Consider the following 15,686-nt stretch of genomic DNA (forward strand, 5'->3'; position numbering starts at 1 on the left):
TTAAATCCCGAACGCCGGGCGCGTAAAAAGATATTTTTAAATGAAGCATCGAAGAAGGCCGATCGCCAGGATCTGCTGAAGCGCATGAAGGTGTGGGAGCGGGTCTTGAGCGCGGAAGGAGATGTGGTCGACATTGTAGCCGGGTGTGAGGAAACTCTGGATGAGACAGATCGCGTGTTAAAGGCTAACCTGAAAGAGGCGTTGCATCAGACCCGGGATCTTGAGCGTTCGTACCGGTCGGTAGCCCTGTTTTTTAAAAATTCGGAAGAGGATAAGGTTAAAAACATTTCGCTTATGAATGCGGATATGACACAGTTGACGGATCTGGATTTCAGCCGCTTTATTGACGCCGTATCGGAACAGTTGAAAAGCAATTACGACCGGCTCGACCTCCGCGAAAATTATTCGCTGCTGGTCATCCCCGGCTACCTGGGCTCCAATAAAGTGCTGGAAAAATGGGCGAAGATCGCTCATGAGAACAAGGTCATGCTGGTCACCGACTTCGGCAATTTCGATACCCCCGACGATGTCATGGAGATGTTTGAAGCGGCCAACCTGACAGGGGGAGAGAAGTATCGTTCCAATGTGATCATGACGTGCAACTGGATCATGGGACGCGACAAGGCGGGCGAAGTGGGCGAGAATGAAGCTTTATACGTGCCCGCCGCGGGGGCTTATGCGGGGAAGATATATGGAACGCGGATGTCGCAGGTCGCCGCCGGCAAGAAGTTCGGCAGTATCAGTGAAGCGGATTCGGTGCGCTTTCCATTGAAGAAAAGTGAGATAGCAAATATCGAGAAATTAGGGCTGGTCCCGATGGTAAGTGAATACGGAAAGGTCATGGCTTTTTCGGCTAAAACGCTGTTTAATGGCGATAACCTGGGATTGCAAACCTACTCTGTGGTAAGGGTCTTTGATTATATCACCAAAGTACTGATGGATTTTCTGAACCGCCGCGCTTTCGAAAACTTTAATTCCCGGACCAAGAAAGACCTGCTCCGGCAGATTGTCAGGTTCCTTGATGGCGTAACGGGACCCGATAAGCTGATTGAAAATTTTGATATACGGCGCTTTGAGCAGGATCCCAACAAGAAAGATCACATTAATCTTGATATTCACTTGCGACCTTTTTTCCCGGCCAAGAACTTCTTGATTAAAATGGATGGCCAAAAGGGAGAGGACGGGAATGAATGGGAAGCGGAATACGAGCAGGATTAGCAGGGAAGTGCTACTACGTAACCTTTGCAGAGTACATACGGACCGATGAAGCATTCCTATTATTCGCTGCCTCTCAGGTTGGGACGGGTCATAAAGAAAAAGGAGCTTGCCCGTTGCAGCCTTGAGGACTCGATAAGCGATCATATCCACCTGATGATTACGTCTCATTTTAATGAGAACAAGCATGACGAGAAGTTCGGAAATAGTATCTGGGAAAATGAATTCGGCAATATTTCCGAGAATCATGCGATCAGGGAAGAGATTAACCGCTCTGTTCTCCGCTGCATAAACCGGTATGAACCCCGGCTCGAGCAGGTGCGGGTCAACATACGGTGGCTGCAGGAAGAGACGGGCGGAGGTGGTATCAAACAATTGAGCAAGCGCCTTGATATTACCATAACCGGTACAATTACGGTCAACAGAAAACCTTTTAGCCATGAGGAGCAATGTTATATTGCGCCCTTGTCATACAAATAGCACAAAAGAGATGCCAGAGAGCCGCGACAGCATAAAAAGCCGGATGCTCCGAACAGCAGCCAAAATGTGGGATTACCCCGGGGTGGAAAATGAAGCCGCTTTTGATCCCATCGTGGCCCTGCTGATGAACGCCTGTGCCGCAGAGCTGGCCAGGATAAACCGGGAGAAGAAGCTCTCGCAGTCCCGTCTCACCGAAGAGCTCGCGCGCCTGCTCCTCCCCGCTGCCGCCACCCGGGCCGTTCCTGCACATGCTATTGCCTCTGCCCTGCCTTTGAATGGCAGCGGCTATGTGGATGAAAAGGAACAGTTTTTTTGCGGGGGACCGCAATCAGGCGCCGACAGGGAGTTGTACTTCAGTCCCGCCGGACGTTTTCCGCTGGTTGATGCCGGGGTGAAGTGCCAGGCTTCCGGCAACCGTATCTGTGAGTTAATTGATCACAAATATAAAAGCGTGCTGGGATATGCAGCGGGCGATACCTTCTTGCCCCCGGCCGCCTTGTACATTGGACTCGATACCAGCGAAGCGGTCGAATCGGTGGAGGAGCTCACTTTTTGCTTTAATCTCCTGAATGCAGGCCAAAAGGATTTCTTTTTCAACCATCTCAGAAATAGCCGCTGGTTTTTAAACGGTCGGGAACTGGAGAAAAGGCCGGGATATCCCTCGACGGCCCGTAAGGAAGACAGCCTGAACAAGCTGTTAACGAGCAGGTACCGGACCAGCGAAAGGAGGTGCCGGGAGATCAATACATTTTATGAGCGCCGCTTCGTTACGGTGCGGAATATAGAGGGACTGGCTTCGGCGAGAGGAAACCTCCCGGGAAAAATACAGGATACTTTTGACACGGACACCCTGGGTAAGATTGATGATCATCTGGTATGGGTCAGGGTGGAATTTCCGAAGGTTGTGCCCCCAAAGCTGTTGGACGATGTATTCTGTTTTACAAACTGTTTTCCGGTCCTGAACAGGCGGGATCACGACCTGATGTACCGGCTTCGGGAAAACCTGAATATTATTCCATTAACGAGTAACGACTTTTTCTATGATATCAGGAAAATAGTAGACTCGGAGAACGATTCCTACCATGTCCGCGCCCTGGATGATGCGCAAACGAATGAAGAAAACACTGTCCTGCTCAGAAGCAGGGGCGTCGGCCGATTCGGTGCATTCGAGGCTAAAGAAGAACTGCAGTATTTGCTTGAAACACTCAAGGATGAGACGGCTTCGTATGCTGCGATTGGCACTGAGGCACTCGAAAGTATTGTCAGCGAGATTAACATGCTGATGGGAGATCTGGAGGATAAAGTTGCCGGAATGACGATTGATAAAACCACCTCGTACCTGGTGATGCGTAATTTCAAAGAGAGGGATAGTCTTTTTGTCGAGTTTTCAAGCACTGCCGGCAGCCGTGCCAATGATATTGCTGCGGGGACCCGGCTGGAGGTTATGGGACGAAGTGACATCCGGCCCAAAAGTACGCTGTTGGTTACGCCGGCCGTAGGAGGAAGAGACAGGCTCTCCGACCAGGAAAAACTGGTTTCTTTCAAGCGAACGCTGCTTGCCGGCAACCGTCTGGTCACGGCGGAAGATATAAGAGCTTTTTGCAGGGAGCAGCTTGGCCGCCGGGTGAAGGAGATTGAGATAACAAAAGGAGTAGCACACGGCATGCGAGAGAAGGAAGGGCTGATGCGAACTATTGATATTGTACTGACAGCGGATGAGCGGGTGGGGACCTCCGCCAAAGAGTGGGATTTCTTGCTTGAGGACCTGTTGGTAAAAATCCGGACGCGGGTCGCCCATTCTTTTCCCTATCGACTGATAGTAGATGAAAACGATAACCGGAAATCTGTCGGATTAGATGGCAATGCGGGAAGAGCAACCAAATAACAAGCCGGTATTTGACCGTTCGATCTGGATAACCGTAGCGCTGACGGCCGTTATGGGCCTGTTTGTATTGGGCTATAAATTGCTCACCTATAGTGATTGCACTGGTGCTGACTTTACCTTTGACCGGGACCAGCTGATTGCCGGTCATATTGTGTCTTTTAAGGATCAAAGTCCGCAGGCCGCCGGACGGGAGTGGGCCTTTGGCGACGGGAGTCCCCCGGCGGCGGGGGAAGAAGTTCTCCACGTCTTCAAACATCCCGGAGAATACAGGGTTACCCTGCAAGTGGACGGGGGATGCTCCGTCCGGAAACAAGTGGTGGTTCGCAAAAGAGAACCCGCAGTCCCTTCCAGCCGGTATCCTGACTTCAGCATGCCCCCGACCGCAAGGGTGGGAGAGCCGGTCCGGTTTACCGATAACACGGCTGGAGCCAAAGAGTGGCAGTGGAGCTTCGGTGAAACAATGCAGGTGGACGCGAGGACAAAAGAACCCACCTATGTATTTCAGTCTTCCGGGGTTAAAACCGTAATGCTCATTGTGAACGGGAAGGAACGCTATGCCGCTAAAAAACGCATAACGGTTTTTGCCCGGCCGGTCGAGGAGCCGAAGTTTGACCTGGATCTCCCCGAAAGAGCAGAACTGAAGCAAGAGAAGGTGGGTGACACCATCTCCATAGCAGAGGTGCCGCTGGCCCCGCCCCTCAAACCGGTACCGCAAAACCGGACTCCCGAACTGAGCCGCATGCAGCTGGAGGATTATCTGCTGCAGGTGGCGGAAGAGCAAAGAGCGCCCGAAACGTTAATCCCGTTTTGCTGTGAGGGCTTTAATACGCGCGTCCGCGCCGATGGCGAAGAAAAGAGCCTGCGGGTACTGCTGCAGGATATCCAGGGGAAAAAGGTTTCTATCGAAAATCTGGAAGTCCTCAAACAGAGGGAAACCGGCTGCATTGATTTAATAAAGGTCGACTATAACAGGAAAAAAGTTCTCGGCCTATTCTAATTTGTTATTCATCACGAAACCGAACAACTATGTCTGAAAAATATCATATGGTAAACTGGGTGGACGGAATGAAAATCCGGAAGCAACATTTCGTTGATCAGCAGCGGGCGCTCAGCCAACAGCTCATGCGGGGCGTGGCCACGCAGCTTACCCCCCTGAACTATGGCCTTCTGCTTCCGTCTTCCCAGGGTGAGGGTCCTTCTTGTAAACTGAGCATAACCATAGAAAATACCGATACGATTCATGTGAAAGTGTTTCGCTGCAAGGCTGCTACGCCCGGCGGCTTTATTATTGATATCGGTAGCGAATCCGGACAGCCCCGCCACTACACAGCAGCAGTACCGGAGGAAATTACGGAGACGGAGCAGGAACAGCGGTACCTGCTGGTGCTTTCCGCTGATCCTTTTGATCCCGAGGAGATCGGAGAACCGGATCCCGGGGAGATACCACCCCGCCGGCCCTATATCCAACCGGGCTCGCGATTGGGACTGTTACCCAGAAAGCCGGCACGTACAGCTCTAAGTGATTATGGCGCTTTTAATATCAGCATCGGCGAAATTATTGTGGATGCCGCCGGCATCCAGTTGAATGAACAGTATATACCCCCGTGTATGGCGTTGTACAGCTCGCCTATGCTGATTGATACCCATACCCAATTTTGTCGGTCGCTGAGAAAACTCGAAACACTGTGCATACGGATCATCCGGAAAATAGCTGCCAAAGAGCGGGAATACCCGCTTGCTGTGATGGTACATCAGCTGAGCAGGGATATTCTTTCCTGGCTGGGAACGACGCTCTGCCGGTTTCAGGGGGCCCTGCAATGGGCCCCACCCGTCCATATGATCGAGCATATAGCGAGTTTGGGAAGGCTGATTGAGAATTCTGTCGCCATATACCGGGGCGCGGGGAAAGAAGAGTTGATTAACTATTTTGCGGAGTGGTGCGACCTGAACCAGGGACAGTTTGAAAAGGTAATCAGCCGGGTTGTGGATCACGTGTATGACCATACGGCTATTGCAGAAGCCGTGGACGTCTGCTCGCGGTTTCTTGAGGAGATGACAGGGCTTTATGCCAAGCTGGATGAACTGGACTACATCGGCCGCAGATCCGGCAAGGATATATTTGTCAAGGAAGAAAAACGTCCCCCTTCCCGCGAGAAAAAAAGAATCAACTTTTTAGCTGAATAACATACAAAGCCGATTATGGAATCATTGAATAAAAAAGAACGACGGAGAGCCTTCTGGACCTTTTTAGCCTTTTTTCTGGTAACCCTTCTTTTTGTGACGGGAGCGGTTTATGTGAATGTTCAGATTCCGGTGGAAGAAAATAAGATTCTGAGGGCGCAATACGCGAAACTGGAAAAGGAGCTTGAATTTCAAACCGACTTTTCGGAAAGCATCCGGGAGGTCAAGGTCACCCTGGACTCTATCAACCAGTCGGGACAGAATGTGATGTATCTGGAACAGGTGGTAAGTACTAAATTGGCAGGTGTCAAAGAATCCATTCCCCAAAACGACAGTTTACGTCAGCCCAAGCTGTACGACTACGTCATTCAAACGATGCTGGCCCTGCAGGAAAGCAAGCGCAGGTTACGCGACTTGCGGGAGGCGCAGCAGCTGATCGGGGAGTATCAGCAAAATGTAGAGCGTTATAAAGAAACGCTGGAGCAAACGCGGCGAGATTTGGATATATGCCGGCAACTTTCTCAATAAGAACCCTTTAGAACCCTTTGCAAAACCACGAATTTTAGCCCATATCAATATCAAGACCTGAGCGAGCTCAAAACCACAGCATATAAAGCATGTGTGAGCATGTGTAAGGATCTTGAATACGCGAAAATGCAGTGATTGGCTAAAAGAACGGTTTTGCAAAGGGTTCAATAAGTAAATACTTCGCCTTCGAGAGCTTTCACCTCTTCATCCAGGATATCAGCTCGCTCGCAAATAATGACCGTATTTTCCCCGATATTGTTTTCTTTTACAGTCTGTGCCGGATCCCTGTAACGCTTGCTAAAAAAGAGGTACCACCGGGGCTTGAAGTAGAATACCCATCCATAGGGACGTCCGAACTGGTCGCTGTATTCCAGCAGATCGCCCGAGTGCTGCTCGTTATAATCTTCCACAAAATAGTAGAATAAACGTCCTAATTTCATCTCTGCAGGCGCTTTAGCCCTGAAGCTGGCAGGTTCGGGATCTTCTGCCTTCTTGCGAACAACAAAGGTGATGACAAATGGGTTTTCCAGTTCATGCGCCTCGGGATCGGGGACGCTGGTATGAACCGGATAGTACCACTGTTCCATCTCGGGGAGAGGCACTGCCCGGGCCGCGACAAAAGTTTTCCGGAAGAGTATCGGGACGATAAAAAACAGTGAGGTTCCCAGCATGTGATACGGGTAACCGGGGGTGCCGGAGATGAGAGAATAGATCACATAAAAAGGGATGAGTCCGGCTAACCATATGAACAGGCTGAACATAATATCCGGATGGAAAGCGTCCTTCTGTTCCCAGTCCATATACTGATACAAAGTCCCGGCGTGCACCATCCCCAGGCCAAAGAGGCAGAGCTGAAACACCAGCAGCTGTATGCCGGGGCCGGAGATCAGGCCCTGGTATCCCAGCAACGCTACCAGTGAAAATGCAACAAGGGTGATGACCGCATAGATAAAGACTTTTTTCTTCGTAGCAAGAAAGTTCTTGATGACCGCCGCCATCAGGAAGAACATAGCCAGCGACAGTCCCAAAAATGAGGCAGCGATGATAAGGGTTCTTTTGTCCATAGTAGTATATTTATTCAGGTAAAGAGGTTGTATATCCCAGGCGCGCACCGGTCCGGTCCTCATTATTGAGGGAGAAGGACCGGGCTTCTTCTTTTGTTATTTCGATTTGCACCGTTAACTCCCATTCTACGGGGATAACGAAATTAATCAGCGTTTGCAGTGCTGCCGCCTCCCACCCTTCATCCTCATAGCCGGGGAGCTTTTCCGCGGACACAGGTCCGACCGTTAATCGAAAGACGTTATGGTCGGGCAGCAGGGTATTTCCGGCCGTTAGATCGTCCCCGAGGGTGGCGTCTCCCAGCAAGGGGGAGTGGTCACATGTTTCGGCCCTGGGGCATGGGTCCGCTTTCAGGCGTACCGGGTCGTCCAGTAAGAGCGAAAAAAGCTGTTCGGTCTTCGCAAGGTCGCCCGCAATGCGGGGGAGATGCGGCAGGATCCTCAGGAATGTTGCGGTAAACGCTTGAGGAAGGTCGGGGTCGATCCCAAGCTGTGCCAATAGAGAAGGATCCAATTGCGACTGCTGTATTTGTGACAGCTGCCGAAATTCTTCCGATTCGGTAAAGGTGCGCTGCAGGAACAGTTCGTTTTCAAAAGGAGCAAAAAACTGCCGGGCCTCCTCTTCTTCCTGTTGCTGCTGGTGATATTCCTCCACCATGGAGGGAACAGACAGGGAGGGGTTCCCGGCCGATGGCTGATGGAACATCCCTTCGGGAAGAGTATCATAAATACTGTCGCGGTTGAGGATGATCTCCAGCTGCTGGGGCCCCCCGTCCCCGGGTGTCAGGCATACATCGGCTATATCCCTGCTGCAGGGACGCTTCAGCTGCCCGGCGAACCTGACGGAGATATTTTCTGTATGCATGCCGCTGGCAAGCAGGTCGGAAACAATGATCTCTGACCGGATATCCTCATTACTGTTATGGATACGATGGATCAGCTCTTTCATAGCACCTTACTTTAGTCTCCCCGCCATTTTGTAACGTCTGCTCCAATAGCGGCTGTCCAGATCGTTTATCACCACCGCGCCGGCCTCCTCCGAGCAGATGACAAACCTGTCGTTCTGTAGATATATCCCTACGGCTTGTTCCCCGGATTGGGGGTGCTCTCCTGATGGCTGGTCGGCATCCTCCTCTTCAAAAAAGATGAGGTCGCCCTCCGCTAAATAGGATCTGGACGAAAATTTGGGGATCAATGGCGATTTCCTGAGATCGTCGTAAGTAGCGGGAATCTTGCGGTCATAAACCCGGTTAAAAATCTGCCGGGTTAGCTCGCCATCGCTGGTCGCATGGTCGCCAGGCGTGCCGCTGCAAGGGGTGTTGAGCTGCTGTTCGATGAATTGGTAAAGAGTGAATGACTGCTCAATGAGTGAAGGGTCGGTATCCAGCACGGAGGCATACTTCTCCACAATGAGGGAATCCCGGCGTTTAATTTCTACAGGGTCCGTAACCTGATATTCGCTTCCGTTTGACGGACGCTGTACCCTCCCCGCTGAGCTGCAAGCCTGGAACGATAAAAAGATGATCAATAGTAAAGCGCAACCTCTAACGACCCACCTGATTTCCATAGGAAGAAGTAATTTTGACAGCACTCAAGTCTCGTATGAATTCTCTTGATTTTAAAGGGTTTCGCAAAACCGCTTTCTGGCCGATCTCTGCATTTTGGCGCATTCAATATTTTCACATAGGTCTTATTGCTACGGTTTTGAATGCGTTCAAGCGTTGATGTTGATCAATATACCTGGTTTTCAAAACCCTCTTTTGACAAATATAGAAAGCAGAAATGGTGTACGCAAGTGCTCTCAACCCGTTTTTGGGGTTCGTCTTGATCAGGGACAAATTCCCCGGTGTGAACGGGGGTAACCCGGCTTTTTTTGAAACGGGGAAAAAATAGGACCATCCCGCATTTTAGGGAGAAAGGCCGGCCGGATGCCTGACGGCGAAGTTCGCTGATTGGCAAGCCCCCTGACACCATGCTGTCAGTCGCCGGGGATATGATTCGGCAAAACAGCATGGCCCGTTAGATTATGAATGATCCGCTTCTTTTTGAGACCGGCAACCCGCTGGAAGAGCGTCTTGGGAAAGATTTTTTTGAAGCGCTGCCCACCCGGCCTGGCGTTTATCAAATGTTTAGCCGGGAAGACCTGCTGCTGTATGTGGGAAAAGCCAAGAACCTTCGCCGGCGCCTGTTTACCTACCGGCGCGTAACCTCAGGTTCCGGCTCCCGGAAGACCAGGAGACTGGTTCGCATGGTCCGCCGCATAACTATTGAGCAGTGTTCCAGCGAGGAGGAAGCACTGCTGCGGGAAAACGAGCTTATACGGACCCGAAGGCCGCCCTTCAACCGGGCTAAAAAAGCGCCCGAAACCTATTACTATATTTCAGCGGTGCCGGAGGGAGAGGTCCTGGCCTTCCATCTTCGGATGCATCGAAAAGAGGTAACTCCGGAGTATATTTTCGGCGCTTTCAAAGGACACCGGGGCGTTCGCCGGGCCCTGGGAGCCCTCCTCCGCCAGCTGTATATCATGGAAAAGCAGGTAGCCACGCCCTTTCTGCTGCCCTCCCAATTGCTAAACAGGCTGACCCCGCTGCATTATACCCTAAGGATTGCAGACCAAAAACGAGAGCAGGTCCGCCGCTTCCTGGGCGGTAAATCGGACCAGCTTTTACATACGATCCTTGATCATACCGATCGGCATAAGCTCCTGGAGCAATTTCTCGGGAAGCTCATCCTGAAGGATATGGAAGCCCTGAAAGGTTTCTACCAGCGTTGCGCCCTGCGCAACCGGCATATGGTGGAACGGCTGGACCTTGACTCCCACCTCATTCCCCAGGATAAGCTGGACGACTACCTGGTAGAGCTGGCATTTTTGCAGCGGGAAGAGTAGAAGAAAAAATATAGAGGAGGAGTAGCACCCGGCACAGATATGTGCTGGGTGCGAAGGGCTCCCCGACAGCATGGTTCTTGTTCGTTCTACTCGGCGTTCAGCTCCAGGGCGTTCATCATTTTGTCATAGATCGCGGTGTTTTCATAAATGCCGCTGAAGTGTTCGGCGCCCGGGCCGTAAGAAAAGACGGGAACCAGCGTACCGGTGTGGCTGCCGGTGGAGAATTCTCCTTCCACTTCCCCCGTTTCCAGGTCTCCGCCCGTTAACGTCAGTCCGCCGGTCTCATGGTCAGCGGTAATTATAACCAGGGTTTCCCCATCCTCTTCAGCGAATTCAAGCACCTTTCCGATCGTGCGATCAAAATCGATCATCTCCTGTATCACGTATTGCAGGTCGTTGTCGTGGCCGCCCCAGTCTATTTGCGACCCCTCTATCATCAGGAAGAAACCGTCTTCATCTTGATCCAGTATATTGACCGCCGTCTGTGACGTTTCCATTAGCTGGTCACCCCGGTCTTCCGACCAGCGGCGTACCGGTAAAAAGCCCGCCAGTTTTCCGCTGTTTGTGCTCGTGATCTCTTCGATATCATTAGAAACCCGGTAGTCGTTTTCTTCCAGCTGACGAAGCAGATCTTCTCCGTCTTCCCGGTCACTGAAATATTCTTCTCCACCTCCGATAAATACATCGATGTCCGTTTTCAGGAAGTCGGCCGCAATTGCTTCCGCCATATCCCGCGAGGGCTGGTGAGCAATAAAGGAGGCGGGAGTGGCATGCGTGATCGATGAGGTGGCCACCAGTCCCGTAGCCAAACCCCGCTCTTCTGCAGTCTCCAGGATGGTGGTTACCGGATTCTTGGTGGAGTCGACCCCGATGGCCCCGTTATAGGTTTTGTGTCCGGCGGAAAAGGCGGTTGCTCCCGCCGCCGAATCAGTGACATAGTCGTCGGAAGCAGAGGTTTTAATGAAGCCTGAATGGGTCATTTGCTCCAGGTTGAGCGAGCCCTTATTGGCCGTGAGTCCGGCATAGATCTGGGCGGTGCCCATGCCATCACCGATCATCAGGATGATGTTTTTAGCCTGGGGCGGACGCTTTTCTTCTTCAGTTTCAGGGGTGCAGCTGACGGTTAAGAAAAGCAGAAGGCAGTACGTAACGACGCTTGGTATGTTTTTCATTCTTATATGATGTAATTCCGGTTTCTTGCAGGTCCAGTTATTTGGTGAACGATTTAATTGTGGAGGACAATTGTACCCTCAACGCATACTTACTTTGAGTGTCAATTTATCATTATATAGCATAAAATCAAGAAAAAAACGTCTCTTTTCAGCTGGCTTTGCAGAACCGGAAATTTTAGCCGCTATCCATGCCTGAGCGTATCCAAAAACACCCCATATAAGTCATCTGTGAGGATGTTGAAGGGGCGAAGATGCAGGTATTAGGCAAAAGAACAGTTTTGAAAAGCCTTCTTGTATTCGATTGAGCGCGCATTTATTGATGAAGCATATGGGCCTGCCCGTTTTTGGATTTTTAAACCCGAAACAATTGGTTGGGTCTCCCGTTCATCCTTGTTGATCGGGATGGTCGAACGTTCTATCGCTATTTCAAATGCACTATGAAAAATGGGTGTCGGTCCATTATCGCATGCATATTTTATTTTTGAACAAAAAGCCTTTTATTTAGAAACAAAATTTTACAGTGAGTAGTGGTTAACAGGAATAGATATATCATTATACCACAGGATCATAACAGAATACAATGCCCGAAGAACCCCATCCGGAGTTAAAGATATTAGCTGAGTATTTAGGCGATAAAAAGGAAGCCATTCTTGAACAGTGGGAGCGGGAGATAACGGAAAGAGAAGTAAAATCCAAAGACCTGCTTTCCATCTCGCAAAGTGCCTTTCAGAATAGCATACCTGCTTTTATCGATAATTTTTGCAACAGCATGCTTCATCAACGTCAAGCATTATCGGATGTTCTGGGAGAAATGCACGGTTCACAGCGCTGGGAGTATGGACTTGCTTTGCAGGAGACCATGCGGGAATGGAATGTTTTGGAGCTCGTACTGATGGATCAAATCGACGCCTTTCACCAGGAGGATACCTTGAGCGTTGCTTCCTTGAAAAAAGCCCATAGATTCTTGATCGAGGATATTAATGAAGGCATTTTATTTAGCGTTAAGAAATATGCCGAGCTTCAGCAAAAGGAATCAGAAGCCCAGTTGCGTGATTTGCAGCAAGCCCTTAAAGAACCAGGCGATATATCACGGCGGCATAACCTGAGACGTACCTCTCATGACCTTAAGGGGATTATGAAAAATATTCAAATGGGCTTTTTCCTGCTGGAAGATGAACATATTGACCCGGAGGCGGCAGAGATTATTGAGAAAATGTCGATATCTGCCGACAGCCTGGAACAGTTGCTTAATGATTTGCTCGATCTGTTCCGGTTGGAGGCCCGGCATGAAGAAGTTGAGTTGTCCGAATTTGATGCCACAAAGATACTAAGCCAACTTTGTGAGAGCATGCACCCGATGGCGACCTCCAAAGACTTGGAATTGGCCTATGACGGCCCGGAATCCCTCATTGTAAAAAGTGACAGCCAAAAAGTCCAGCGAATAGCGCGCAACTTAATCCTAAATGCCTTGAAATATACGGGCGAGGGATATGTTAAAGTGAAGTGGAAAGTACAATCCGATGACCAGTGGTTGCTTGAAATAACGGATACCGGTCCCGGTTTGAGTGCTACCCACGCGGAAAGTCTTACCACAAAAACGGAAACCTCCTCATCGGTAGAATCCGAGCCTCTTTCTTCGCCGGCTAATCAACAGGCTCCGGATGAAGTGCAGAATCATGGAGAGGGAATCGGTTTGTTGATTGTTCGCCACCTGTGCAAATTGTTGGATGCCAATATTACCATTATCACGGCCCCCCAGGATGGAACCACCTTTAAAATCCTTTTCCCCAGGGATCTTTCCGGGAAATAATCCTGTCCGGATTCTGTGGATTTAAATAATTTTATCAGAAAGAGCCAGCCGGTCAGGGCCGACTCCCTAAGGCAATTATATTAAAGGCTCTCATCAATAGTACGATCCCCTGGCGGGCAAATCCTTGCAAAAAAATGTGAATTCATGTCATTATATATTTTTTCATATGTTTTTTCATGTATAATTTGTATTATTGCTCTCTTATGAAAACACTGACTGACAAGCAGCGCCGGCTTTGGGAATTTATTCTCGGTTACTATGAAGAGTACAGCCAGTTTCCATCGTATGCGGATATGCAGGAGGAATTCGGCTACAGCTCCTCCAACAGCATCTACCAGCACCTGGCCAGCCTGGAGAAGAAAAACTACCTGACCAAGCACAGCCGGGGCAACTACGATATTCATCCCACCAAGCGCTCCCAACTGGAGGGGTTTTATCCGGGCATCCCGGTGAGGGGGCGCATCGCCGCGGGCGGGATGCACGAGGCGATCAGCGAAAACCTGGGGCACCTTCCCGTGGAAATTTACCCCGAGAAGTCCGACCATTATTTTGCCCTGATTGTGGACGGCGAAAGTATGATTGAAGCGGATATCCGGGACGGCGACTATATTATTATCGACCCGCGCGAGCCGAACGACGGGGAGATCGGGGCTATCCTCTATGACGGGGAGACGACCCTGAAGACCATTCGCAAAAAGCCGGATGGCATCACCCTGCAGGCCGAAAATCCTGCCTACGATCCTATCCATATTACCCCCGGAGAGTGGGAGCAGGTACAGGTGTTCGGCACCTTCGTGGGCAAGGCCTGGAAGAAGGGCGGCAACTGGGGACTCATTTTCCGGTCCGGATAGCAGAGTTGTCAGGTCCTCTGACAATTTTAGTTTTTAAAATAGGGCGGATCTGTTAACTTGTTTATGCAGATCCTGTCGATTTGCGGATAAACGTTAGCTGGCGGTGGATGCATGCCGGTTGAAAATTCTAACGAATAATAATGAGAGATCACAAGATGGATATTTTAAAAATTATTTTTGCGGTACTGCTCCCCCCTCTCGGCGTCTTTATGGAAGTAGGACTAACCGGGGCTTTTTGGTTAAATATTTTGTTAACCATACTCGGTTATATTCCCGGTATTATCCATGCGGTGTGGGTGATTGCCAAAAATTGATTTTTCACACAAAATCTGCCGGAGTTTCCGGACATCCATCCGGAAGTTATTTCCCTTATCATTAGACAGGTGGTATGTATTACAGAAATCTTCGCTTATGTTGGATCTGTTTTTTGCTGATCGCCTTGCCGGCTGCAGCATGGGCACAGGATAATAACCAGGAAGTACCGGACGAGGCTGCTGCAGAAACACCTGTGCCGGAACAGGTGGATGTCCGCCCGGAGGCGGCAGATTCGGAGATCCGGGAACGCCTCAGGGGAATATTGGCCGCAACCGGCTGGTTTGCCGATACCGAAGTGGAGGTCAACGACGGGGTTGTTTTTCTGCGGGGCTCAACGGAGACCGACGATTTCAAAAGATGGGCCGGGGAGCTTGCCAGAAATACACAGGATGTCGCGGCGGTCGTCAATCAAATCCAGGTGATGGAGCCTGATATCTGGAATTACGAACCCGCCTTTACCGGGATGCAGGAGCTGTGGCGCAGCATCATGCGTGCTATCCCCTTTTGGGTCTTTGGCTTGTTCGTTTTAGTTATATTCTGGGGCATTTCTTTGCTGGGAGCCAAAGCCACCCGCGCCTCTTTAAAGAAGCGGGAGATGAATATCCTGCTGCAGGATATTGCCGCAAGGGGCGTCGCTGTCGTGGTATTTCTTCTGGGGTTGTATATCGTTTTCCATATCGCTGACTTAACCGGTGTGGCCCTCACGGTATTGGGCGGTACCGGCCTGCTGGGTATTGTCCTGGGGATCGCATTCCGGGATATTACCGAAAATTTCCTGGCCAGTATTTTTCTGAGTATCCAAAATCCTTTTCGCGCCGGTGATCTTGTAGAGATTAGCGGCACGACGGGTTTTATCCAGCGGCTTACCGTTCGTGCGACGCTGCTTATGACGCTGGACGGCAATCATATCCAAATCCCGAATTCCACGGTTTACAAAAGCAGTATCCTCAATTATACGAGTAATCCCAACCAGCGAACGACATTCACTATTGGGATCGGCTACGATGACAGCGTCACCAAAGCCCAGGAAATAGGGGCAAAAATTTTAGAGGATCATCCCGCGGTACTCAGGGAGCCGGAGCCCTGGGTTTTATTGGACAAACTGGCCGCTTCTACCGTCAATGTACAGTTTTACTTTTGGGTGAATGCCCATACGCATAACCTGCTGAAAGTTAAGTCATCCTTATTGCGGTTAATAAAAACGGCCTACCGGGAAGAAGGGATTTCCATGCCGGATGAAGCGAGAGAGATGGTCTTTCCCAAAGGTGTGCCGGTTCAGTTAACCGGGGATTCCCCGGCTC

At 50.4% G+C, this 15,686-nt stretch carries 15 protein-coding genes; 11 read left to right on the forward strand and 4 right to left on the reverse strand.

Annotation, left to right across the window (positions count from 1 at the left end; genetic code table 11):
* The 6 genes from ACESLU_RS04870 to tssO form a co-directional block, all read left to right on the forward strand.
* Positions 1-1,218: type VI secretion system contractile sheath protein TssC (locus tag ACESLU_RS04870; RefSeq protein WP_372635950.1), on the forward strand; the 1,218-nt coding region annotated here is incomplete at its 5' end.
* Positions 1,219-1,263: 45 nt separating this feature from the next.
* Complete coding sequence (locus ACESLU_RS04875) at positions 1,264-1,695, forward strand: GPW/gp25 family protein (protein WP_372635953.1); 432 nt, start codon at positions 1,264-1,266, stop codon at positions 1,693-1,695.
* A 10-nt stretch (positions 1,696-1,705) separates the two neighbouring features.
* On the forward strand, positions 1,706-3,580 hold the full coding sequence (locus ACESLU_RS04880) for a hypothetical protein (RefSeq protein WP_372635956.1): 1,875 nt from the start codon (positions 1,706-1,708) through the stop codon (positions 3,578-3,580).
* Positions 3,552-4,577: a PKD domain-containing protein gene (locus ACESLU_RS04885; RefSeq protein WP_372635958.1), complete on the forward strand. Its 1,026-nt coding sequence runs from the start codon at positions 3,552-3,554 to the stop codon at positions 4,575-4,577. Before ACESLU_RS04880 ends, ACESLU_RS04885 begins: the two co-directional genes overlap by 29 nt.
* A gap of 29 nt (positions 4,578-4,606) precedes the next feature.
* Positions 4,607-5,764 carry a hypothetical protein gene (locus tag ACESLU_RS04890; RefSeq protein ID WP_372635961.1) on the forward strand — a complete coding sequence of 386 codons (1,158 nt, stop codon included), beginning with the start codon at positions 4,607-4,609 and terminating at the stop codon, positions 5,762-5,764.
* Positions 5,765-5,779: 15 nt separating this feature from the next.
* The gene (gene tssO / locus ACESLU_RS04895) at positions 5,780-6,289 is read left to right on the forward strand and encodes a type VI secretion system TssO (RefSeq protein ID WP_372635964.1); all 510 of its coding nucleotides are present in this window, start codon (positions 5,780-5,782) and stop codon (positions 6,287-6,289) included.
* Positions 6,290-6,453: 164 nt separating this feature from the next.
* On the opposite strand, the gene ACESLU_RS04900 is transcribed toward tssO, so the two are convergent.
* The 3 genes from ACESLU_RS04900 to ACESLU_RS04910 are packed head-to-tail and all read right to left on the reverse strand — an operon-like array spanning position 6,454 to position 8,758.
* Positions 6,454-7,353, reverse strand: a complete 900-nt coding sequence (locus tag ACESLU_RS04900) for a TssN family type VI secretion system protein (protein ID WP_372635967.1) — start codon at positions 7,351-7,353, stop codon at positions 6,454-6,456.
* Between the two features lie 10 nt (positions 7,354-7,363).
* Positions 7,364-8,299 carry a type VI secretion system baseplate subunit TssG gene (locus ACESLU_RS04905; RefSeq protein ID WP_372635970.1) on the reverse strand — a complete coding sequence of 312 codons (936 nt, stop codon included), beginning with the start codon at positions 8,297-8,299 and terminating at the stop codon, positions 7,364-7,366.
* A gap of 6 nt (positions 8,300-8,305) precedes the next feature.
* Complete coding sequence (locus ACESLU_RS04910; RefSeq protein ID WP_372635973.1) at positions 8,306-8,758, reverse strand: C40 family peptidase; 453 nt, start codon at positions 8,756-8,758, stop codon at positions 8,306-8,308.
* Positions 8,759-9,376: 618 nt separating this feature from the next.
* Here ACESLU_RS04910 and ACESLU_RS04915 point away from each other — a divergent pair.
* Positions 9,377-10,237 (forward strand): GIY-YIG nuclease family protein, encoded by an 861-nt coding sequence (locus ACESLU_RS04915; protein WP_372635977.1) that lies wholly within the window; start codon positions 9,377-9,379, stop codon positions 10,235-10,237.
* Positions 10,238-10,323: 86 nt separating this feature from the next.
* Here ACESLU_RS04915 and ACESLU_RS04920 read toward each other — a convergent pair whose 3' ends face one another.
* Complete coding sequence (locus tag ACESLU_RS04920; RefSeq protein ID WP_372635979.1) at positions 10,324-11,409, reverse strand: alkaline phosphatase; 1,086 nt, start codon at positions 11,407-11,409, stop codon at positions 10,324-10,326.
* Positions 11,410-11,989: 580 nt separating this feature from the next.
* Here ACESLU_RS04920 and ACESLU_RS04925 point away from each other — a divergent pair.
* The 4 genes from ACESLU_RS04925 to ACESLU_RS04940 all read left to right on the forward strand — a co-directional run.
* Positions 11,990-13,219 (forward strand): sensor histidine kinase, encoded by a 1,230-nt coding sequence (locus tag ACESLU_RS04925; protein WP_372635982.1) that lies wholly within the window; start codon positions 11,990-11,992, stop codon positions 13,217-13,219.
* Positions 13,220-13,422: 203 nt separating this feature from the next.
* Positions 13,423-14,070 (forward strand): transcriptional repressor LexA, encoded by a 648-nt coding sequence (gene lexA, locus ACESLU_RS04930; RefSeq protein WP_372635985.1) that lies wholly within the window; start codon positions 13,423-13,425, stop codon positions 14,068-14,070.
* 155 nt (positions 14,071-14,225) lie between these two features.
* Positions 14,226-14,384: a YqaE/Pmp3 family membrane protein gene (locus ACESLU_RS04935; protein WP_372635990.1), complete on the forward strand. Its 159-nt coding sequence runs from the start codon at positions 14,226-14,228 to the stop codon at positions 14,382-14,384.
* Positions 14,385-14,458: 74 nt separating this feature from the next.
* Positions 14,459-15,686: mechanosensitive ion channel domain-containing protein (locus ACESLU_RS04940; RefSeq protein ID WP_372635987.1), on the forward strand; the 1,228-nt coding region annotated here is incomplete at its 3' end.

This window comes from Fodinibius sp., from assembly GCF_041642155.1.
Taxonomy (GTDB): Bacteria; Bacteroidota; Rhodothermia; order Balneolales; family Balneolaceae; genus Fodinibius.

Coding starts and splice junctions, on each gene's coding strand:
- lexA (WP_372635985.1), top strand. CDS start 13,423: ATGAAAACACTGACTGACAAGCAGCGCCGGCTTTGGGAATTTATTCTC.
- ACESLU_RS04880 (WP_372635956.1), top strand. CDS start 1,706: ATGCCAGAGAGCCGCGACAGCATAAAAAGCCGGATGCTCCGAACAGCA.
- ACESLU_RS04875 (WP_372635953.1), top strand. CDS start 1,264: ATGAAGCATTCCTATTATTCGCTGCCTCTCAGGTTGGGACGGGTCATA.
- ACESLU_RS04935 (WP_372635990.1), top strand. CDS start 14,226: ATGGATATTTTAAAAATTATTTTTGCGGTACTGCTCCCCCCTCTCGGC.
- ACESLU_RS04885 (WP_372635958.1), top strand. CDS start 3,552: ATGGCAATGCGGGAAGAGCAACCAAATAACAAGCCGGTATTTGACCGT.
- ACESLU_RS04900 (WP_372635967.1), bottom strand. CDS start 7,353: ATGGACAAAAGAACCCTTATCATCGCTGCCTCATTTTTGGGACTGTCG.
- tssO (WP_372635964.1), top strand. CDS start 5,780: ATGGAATCATTGAATAAAAAAGAACGACGGAGAGCCTTCTGGACCTTT.
- ACESLU_RS04915 (WP_372635977.1), top strand. CDS start 9,377: ATGAATGATCCGCTTCTTTTTGAGACCGGCAACCCGCTGGAAGAGCGT.
- ACESLU_RS04890 (WP_372635961.1), top strand. CDS start 4,607: ATGTCTGAAAAATATCATATGGTAAACTGGGTGGACGGAATGAAAATC.
- ACESLU_RS04905 (WP_372635970.1), bottom strand. CDS start 8,299: ATGAAAGAGCTGATCCATCGTATCCATAACAGTAATGAGGATATCCGG.
- ACESLU_RS04925 (WP_372635982.1), top strand. CDS start 11,990: ATGCCCGAAGAACCCCATCCGGAGTTAAAGATATTAGCTGAGTATTTA.
- ACESLU_RS04920 (WP_372635979.1), bottom strand. CDS start 11,409: ATGAAAAACATACCAAGCGTCGTTACGTACTGCCTTCTGCTTTTCTTA.